The 6107-nt window shown below is 55.2% G+C and carries 2 protein-coding genes, 2 tRNA genes and 3 rRNA genes (1 of these 7 only partly in view); 5 read left to right on the top strand and 2 right to left on the bottom strand.

Annotated features, from left to right (window positions below; all coding sequences use genetic code 11):
* From HU752_RS22965 to rrf, 5 genes are all read left to right on the top strand, one after another.
* Positions 1–285 (top strand): 16S ribosomal RNA (locus HU752_RS22965); it begins 1250 nt to the left of the window's first position.
* A gap of 65 nt (positions 286–350) precedes the next feature.
* Positions 351–427, top strand: a tRNA-Ile gene (locus HU752_RS22960).
* 28 nt (positions 428–455) lie between these two features.
* Positions 456–531: transfer RNA gene (locus tag HU752_RS22955), tRNA-Ala, on the top strand.
* Between the two features lie 249 nt (positions 532–780).
* A 23S ribosomal RNA gene (locus HU752_RS22950) occupies positions 781–3649 on the top strand.
* Between the two features lie 148 nt (positions 3650–3797).
* Positions 3798–3913 (top strand): 5S ribosomal RNA (gene rrf, locus HU752_RS22945).
* The 16S, 23S and 5S rRNA genes sit together here with 2 tRNA genes alongside, the layout of an rRNA operon.
* A gap of 630 nt (positions 3914–4543) precedes the next feature.
* Here rrf and queD read toward each other — a convergent pair.
* Together queD and HU752_RS22935 are read right to left on the bottom strand one after the other, a co-directional pair.
* The gene (gene queD / locus HU752_RS22940) at positions 4544–4900 is read right to left on the bottom strand and encodes a 6-carboxytetrahydropterin synthase QueD (protein ID WP_017903546.1); all 357 of its coding nucleotides are present in this window, start codon (positions 4898–4900) and stop codon (positions 4544–4546) included.
* A 67-nt stretch (positions 4901–4967) separates the two neighbouring features.
* Positions 4968–6047, bottom strand: coding sequence for a patatin-like phospholipase family protein (locus HU752_RS22935; RefSeq protein WP_186684543.1), 1080 nt, complete (start codon positions 6045–6047; stop codon positions 4968–4970).
* Positions 6048–6107 lie beyond the last annotated feature (60 nt).

Below are 6107 nucleotides of genomic sequence, written 5' to 3'. Positions count from 1 at the left end.
GCCAAGCCGCGAGGTGGAGCTAATCCCACAAAACCGATCGTAGTCCGGATCGCAGTCTGCAACTCGACTGCGTGAAGTCGGAATCGCTAGTAATCGCGAATCAGAATGTCGCGGTGAATACGTTCCCGGGCCTTGTACACACCGCCCGTCACACCATGGGAGTGGGTTGCACCAGAAGTAGCTAGTCTAACCTTCGGGAGGACGGTTACCACGGTGTGATTCATGACTGGGGTGAAGTCGTAACAAGGTAGCCGTAGGGGAACCTGCGGCTGGATCACCTCCTTAATCGACGACATCAGCTGCACCATAAGTTCCCACACGAATTGCTTGATTCATTGAAGAAGACGATTGGGTCTGTAGCTCAGTTGGTTAGAGCGCACCCCTGATAAGGGTGAGGTCGGCAGTTCGAATCTGCCCAGACCCACCAATTACCTGGTGCACCCTGTAGTCGATACGGGGCCATAGCTCAGCTGGGAGAGCGCCTGCCTTGCACGCAGGAGGTCAGCGGTTCGATCCCGCTTGGCTCCACCATATTCAGCTCCACCATGCAGTTGGCCAGATCGTAGAGCTTAGAAATGAATATTCGATGACGAATATTGATTTCTGAACTTTATCAGAATCGTTCTTTAAAAATTTGGGTATGTGATAGAAAGAAGACTGAACACTACTTTCACTGGTAGTGGATCAGGCTAAGGTAAAATTTGTGAGTACTCTTAATTGAGCGGCAAATTTTCGGCGAATGTCGTCTTCATAGTATAACCAGATTGCTTGGGGTTATATGGTCAAGTGAAGAAGCGCATACGGTGGATGCCTTGGCAGTCAGAGGCGATGAAAGACGTGGTAGCCTGCGATAAGCTTCGGGGAGTCGGCAAACAGACTTTGATCCGGAGATCTCTGAATGGGGGAACCCAACCAGCATAAGCTGGTTATCTTGTACTGAATACATAGGTACAAGAGGCGAACCAGGAACTGAAACATCTAAGTACCCTGAGGAAAAGAATCAACCGAGATTCCCTTAGTAGTGGCGAGCGAACGGGGACCAGCCCTTAAGTGGCTTTGAGATTAGCGGAACGCTCTGGAAAGTGCGGCCATAGTGGGTGATAGCCCTGTACGCGAAAGTCTCTTAGTCATGAAATCGAGTAGGACGGGGCACGAGAAACCTTGTCTGAATATGGGGGACCATCCTCCAAGGCTAAATACTACTGACTGACCGATAGTGAACTAGTACCGTGAGGGAAAGGCGAAAAGAACCCCGGAGAGGGGAGTGAAATAGATCCTGAAACCGTATGCGTACAAGCAGTGGGAGCAGACTTTGTTCTGTGACTGCGTACCTTTTGTATAATGGGTCAGCGACTTATATTCAGTGGCGAGCTTAACCGAATAGGGAGGCGTAGCGAAAGCGAGTCTTAATAGGGCGCTTAGTCGCTGGGTATAGACCCGAAACCGGGCGATCTATCCATGGGCAGGTTGAAGGTTAGGTAACACTGACTGGAGGACCGAACCGACTACCGTTGAAAAGTTAGCGGATGACCTGTGGATCGGAGTGAAAGGCTAATCAAGCTCGGAGATAGCTGGTTCTCCTCGAAAGCTATTTAGGTAGCGCCTCACGTATCACTCCAGGGGTAGAGCACTGTTTCGGCTAGGGGGTCATCCCGACTTACCAAACCGATGCAAACTCCGAATACCTGGAAGTGCCGAGCGTGGGAGACACACGGCGGGTGCTAACGTCCGTCGTGAAAGGGAAACAACCCAGACCGTCAGCTAAGGTCCCAAAGTCATGGTTAAGTGGGAAACGATGTGGGAAGGCTTAGACAGCTAGGAGGTTGGCTTAGAAGCAGCCACCCTTTAAAGAAAGCGTAATAGCTCACTAGTCGAGTCGGCCTGCGCGGAAGATGTAACGGGGCTCAAACCATGCACCGAAGCTACGGGTATCACGTAAGTGATGCGGTAGAGGAGCGTTCTGTAAGCCTGTGAAGGTGAGTTGAGAAGCTTGCTGGAGGTATCAGAAGTGCGAATGCTGACATGAGTAACGACAATGGGTGTGAAAAACACCCACGCCGAAAGACCAAGGTTTCCTGCGCAACGTTAATCGACGCAGGGTTAGTCGGTCCCTAAGGCGAGGCTGAAAAGCGTAGTCGATGGAAAACAGGTTAATATTCCTGTACTTCTGGTTATTGCGATGGAGGGACGGAGAAGGCTAGGCCAGCTTGGCGTTGGTTGTCCAAGTTTAAGGTGGTAGGCTGAGATCTTAGGTAAATCCGGGATCTTAAGGCCGAGAGCTGATGACGAGTGTCCTTTAGGACGCGAAGTGGTTGATGCCATGCTTCCAAGAAAAGCTTCTAAGCTTCAGATAACCAGGAACCGTACCCCAAACCGACACAGGTGGTTAGGTAGAGAATACCAAGGCGCTTGAGAGAACTCGGGTGAAGGAACTAGGCAAAATGGCACCGTAACTTCGGGAGAAGGTGCGCCGGTGAGGGTGAAGGACTTGCTCCGTAAGCCCATGCCGGTCGAAGATACCAGGCCGCTGCGACTGTTTATTAAAACACAGCACTCTGCAAACACGAAAGTGGACGTATAGGGTGTGACGCCTGCCCGGTGCCGGAAGGTTAATTGATGGGGTTAGCGAAAGCGAAGCTCTTGATCGAAGCCCCGGTAAACGGCGGCCGTAACTATAACGGTCCTAAGGTAGCGAAATTCCTTGTCGGGTAAGTTCCGACCTGCACGAATGGCGTAACGATGGCGGCGCTGTCTCCACCCGAGACTCAGTGAAATTGAAATCGCTGTGAAGATGCAGTGTATCCGCGGCTAGACGGAAAGACCCCGTGAACCTTTACTATAGCTTTGCACTGGACTTTGAATTTGCTTGTGTAGGATAGGTGGGAGGCTTTGAAGCGTGAACGCCAGTTTGCGTGGAGCCATTCTTGAAATACCACCCTGGCAACTTTGAGGTTCTAACTCAGGTCCGTTATCCGGATCGAGGACAGTGTATGGTGGGTAGTTTGACTGGGGCGGTCTCTCCAAAGAGTAACGGAGGTGCTCAGACCGGTCGGAAATCGGTCGCAGAGTATAAAGGCAAAAGCGCGCTTGACTGCGAGACAGACACGTCGAGCAGGTACGAAAGTAGGTCTTAGTGATCCGGTGGTTCTGTATGGAAGGGCCATCGCTCAACGGATAAAAGGTACTCCGGGGATAACAGGCTGATACCGCCCAAGAGTTCATATCGACGGCGGTGTTTGGCACCTCGATGTCGGCTCATCACATCCTGGGGCTGAAGCCGGTCCCAAGGGTATGGCTGTTCGCCATTTAAAGTGGTACGCGAGCTGGGTTTAGAACGTCGTGAGACAGTTCGGTCCCTATCTGCCGTGGACGTTTGAGATTTGAGAGGGGCTGCTCCTAGTACGAGAGGACCGGAGTGGACGAACCTCTGGTGTTCCGGTTGTCACGCCAGTGGCATTGCCGGGTAGCTATGTTCGGAAAAGATAACCGCTGAAAGCATCTAAGCGGGAAACTTGCCTCAAGATGAGATCTCACTGGAACCTTGAGTTCCCTGAAGGGCCGTCGAAGACTACGACGTTGATAGGTGGGGTGTGTAAGCGCTGTGAGGCGTTGAGCTAACCCATACTAATTGCCCGTGAGGCTTGACCATATAACACCCAAGCAATTTGCGAAACGAAGCAGATTGCGGTGTATGAAGACGAAGTGAACCGAAAGTTTGCCACGCACAAAGCACCGAAGACTGTCACATACCCGATTCGCTGGAGCGTTGTCCAAACAACGAGCCGGCTACAGAATTTCTTGACGACCATAGAGCATTGGAACCACCTGATCCCATCCCGAACTCAGAAGTGAAACGATGCATCGCCGATGGTAGTGTGGGGTTTCCCCATGTGAGAGTAGGTCATCGTCAAGATTAAATTCCGAAACCCCAATTGCGAAAGCAGTTGGGGTTTTGTCTTTTCTGGCGTTCGGAAGCGGACGCACAGCGTCCTGGGATGCATTCCCACGCAGAGCGTGGGAACGATCGGGGATCAACGATCAGGGATCAGGGATCGGGGATCGGAGTCAGGATCAGGATCAGGATCAGGATCAGGATCAGGGGTCAGAGGTCAGGGGTCAGGGGTCAGGGGTCAGGGATCGGGGATCGGGGATCGGGGATCGGGGATCGGGGATCGGGGATCGGAGTCAGGATCAGGATCAGGGATCAGGGGTCAGGGGTCAGGGGTCAGGGATCGGGGATCAACGATCAGGGATCAGGGATCGGGGATCGGAGTCAGGATCAGGATCAGGGATCGGGGATCAGAGACCAGGGATCAGAGACCAGGGATCATGGGGAAGGGACGGCGATGATTCGTTCCTGTACCTGCAGGTGCCGGCTTGCTGCCGATCGATGCCGCAGACGCCTTAAAAGCTCCAGCCCGCTGGCCACCGATCGTTCCCACGCTCCGCGTGGGAATGCATCCCCCGACGCTCCGCGTCACCGGCTAGAATCCTGCGCACATAAAAAAACCACCTCGGCAGGTGGTTTTTTTATGCCCGGGATTCACTCCCCGCGATAGATGCACCCGCTGGTGCAGGTCTCATGAATGCGGATCGCCGACAGTTCCGGCAGCAAGGGCTTGAGCTCCTGCCAGATCCACTTCGCCAGGTTCTCGCTGGTAGGGTTTTCCAGCCCGGGAATATCGTTCAGGTAGTTGTGGTCCAGGCGTTCGTACAGTGGCTTGAAGATCGCCTTGATCTCGGAGAAGTCACGAATCCAGCCAGTATGCTGGTCGATCTCGCCGCTCAGGTGGATCGCCACCTTGAAGGAGTGACCATGCAGGCGGCCACACTTGTGCCCCTCGGGGACGTGAGGCAGGCGATGGGCGGATTCGAACGTAAACTCTTTGAAGATTTCCAAGGTATTATCAGCTCTGAAGAATGCATGCAGCTCGGTAGTTTACCAGCTCCGCTGCGGGATGACCGAGTCAAAGCGTCAGCAGACGCTCGGCCAGTCGACCGTTATCGGCCAGTTCAAGGAATTCGTCACCCAATCGCCGGCTTTCGGCCATCGCCTTGCGCCAGTAGCTCTGGCGGCCCTTGTCGTCTCCCATGAAACGCTTGAAATCATTGCGATCAGGCAGCTTGCCGTGGGGCAGGCGGGCCAGGTATTCCCGTGACGGCGCCAGCAGCAGGACATCCTGCAGGCGTTCCGGATTGCCGCGGCGCCAGGGCAGGGTCTTGTCGAACCAGCCGGGAATGACCTTGTCGGTGAAGTGCGGATACAACACTACGTCATCGCCGTCGTAGGGCAGGTCCAGGTGATAGTCGAGCAGCCCGCCGTCGCGATAGGTGCCGCTGCCGACACCGGCGATGTCGCGCACGCCTTCCATGACCATCGGAATCGAGCCCGAGGCCAGCAGGCCCTGGCGCAGGTTCTCTGCGGCCAGAGGCAGCAGGCGCGAAGGAAAGTCCTTCAGCGGCAGCAGGGGAGGGGAGAGCCGTGGGTCATGCAGGATCACCCGCTCGAAATGCCGGGCCAGGCGCGCACGACCCAGCAGGTTGTCGGCGATCACCGAGGACAGGCCCAGGCCGAGACGACCACGGTGGTCGTCAGCCAGCAGGCCATGGCTTTTGACGATCACTACGTTGAGGCGGTAGCGTTCATTGCTCAGGATGGATGCGTCGCGTCCTTCGAGCAGATCATGCAGCATGCGCTCACAACTGCGGCTGACCTCGGCCATGGTCACGCCCTTGGCAAAGCTCTGCTCGTTGTAGAGTTGTCCCAGGCGTTCGATACCCTGGGCGGCATCCGGCAGGCAGGCGCTGGCGAACCGCCAGGCGCCAATCGACGCGCCGATCAGCGAACGCTCCCGTGGACTGGCCGGCAACCATTGGCCGAACAGCGCCAGATCGAGCCCCTGGATGCCCAGCGCCTTTGGCCCACCCGCCGCACCGGGCAGGGTACCGACATCGGCAGCCTTCAGCCCACCTTCGCGTATGCGTCGATAGGCATGCTTGCCGGCCTTGAGCGTCAGTGCGGGATATTTGATATGGATCGCAGTCATACGGCTCTCGCTTTCTGGATAGCGGAATTATAAGGAAGGTTGTCGCCAGTGGCTGCCTGG

The organism is Pseudomonas vanderleydeniana (genome assembly GCF_014268755.2).
Taxonomy (GTDB): domain Bacteria; phylum Pseudomonadota; class Gammaproteobacteria; order Pseudomonadales; family Pseudomonadaceae; genus Aquipseudomonas; species Aquipseudomonas vanderleydeniana.
The sequence above is the reverse complement of the archived record's forward strand: the minus strand, read 5'-3'. Positions and strand labels throughout refer to the sequence as shown.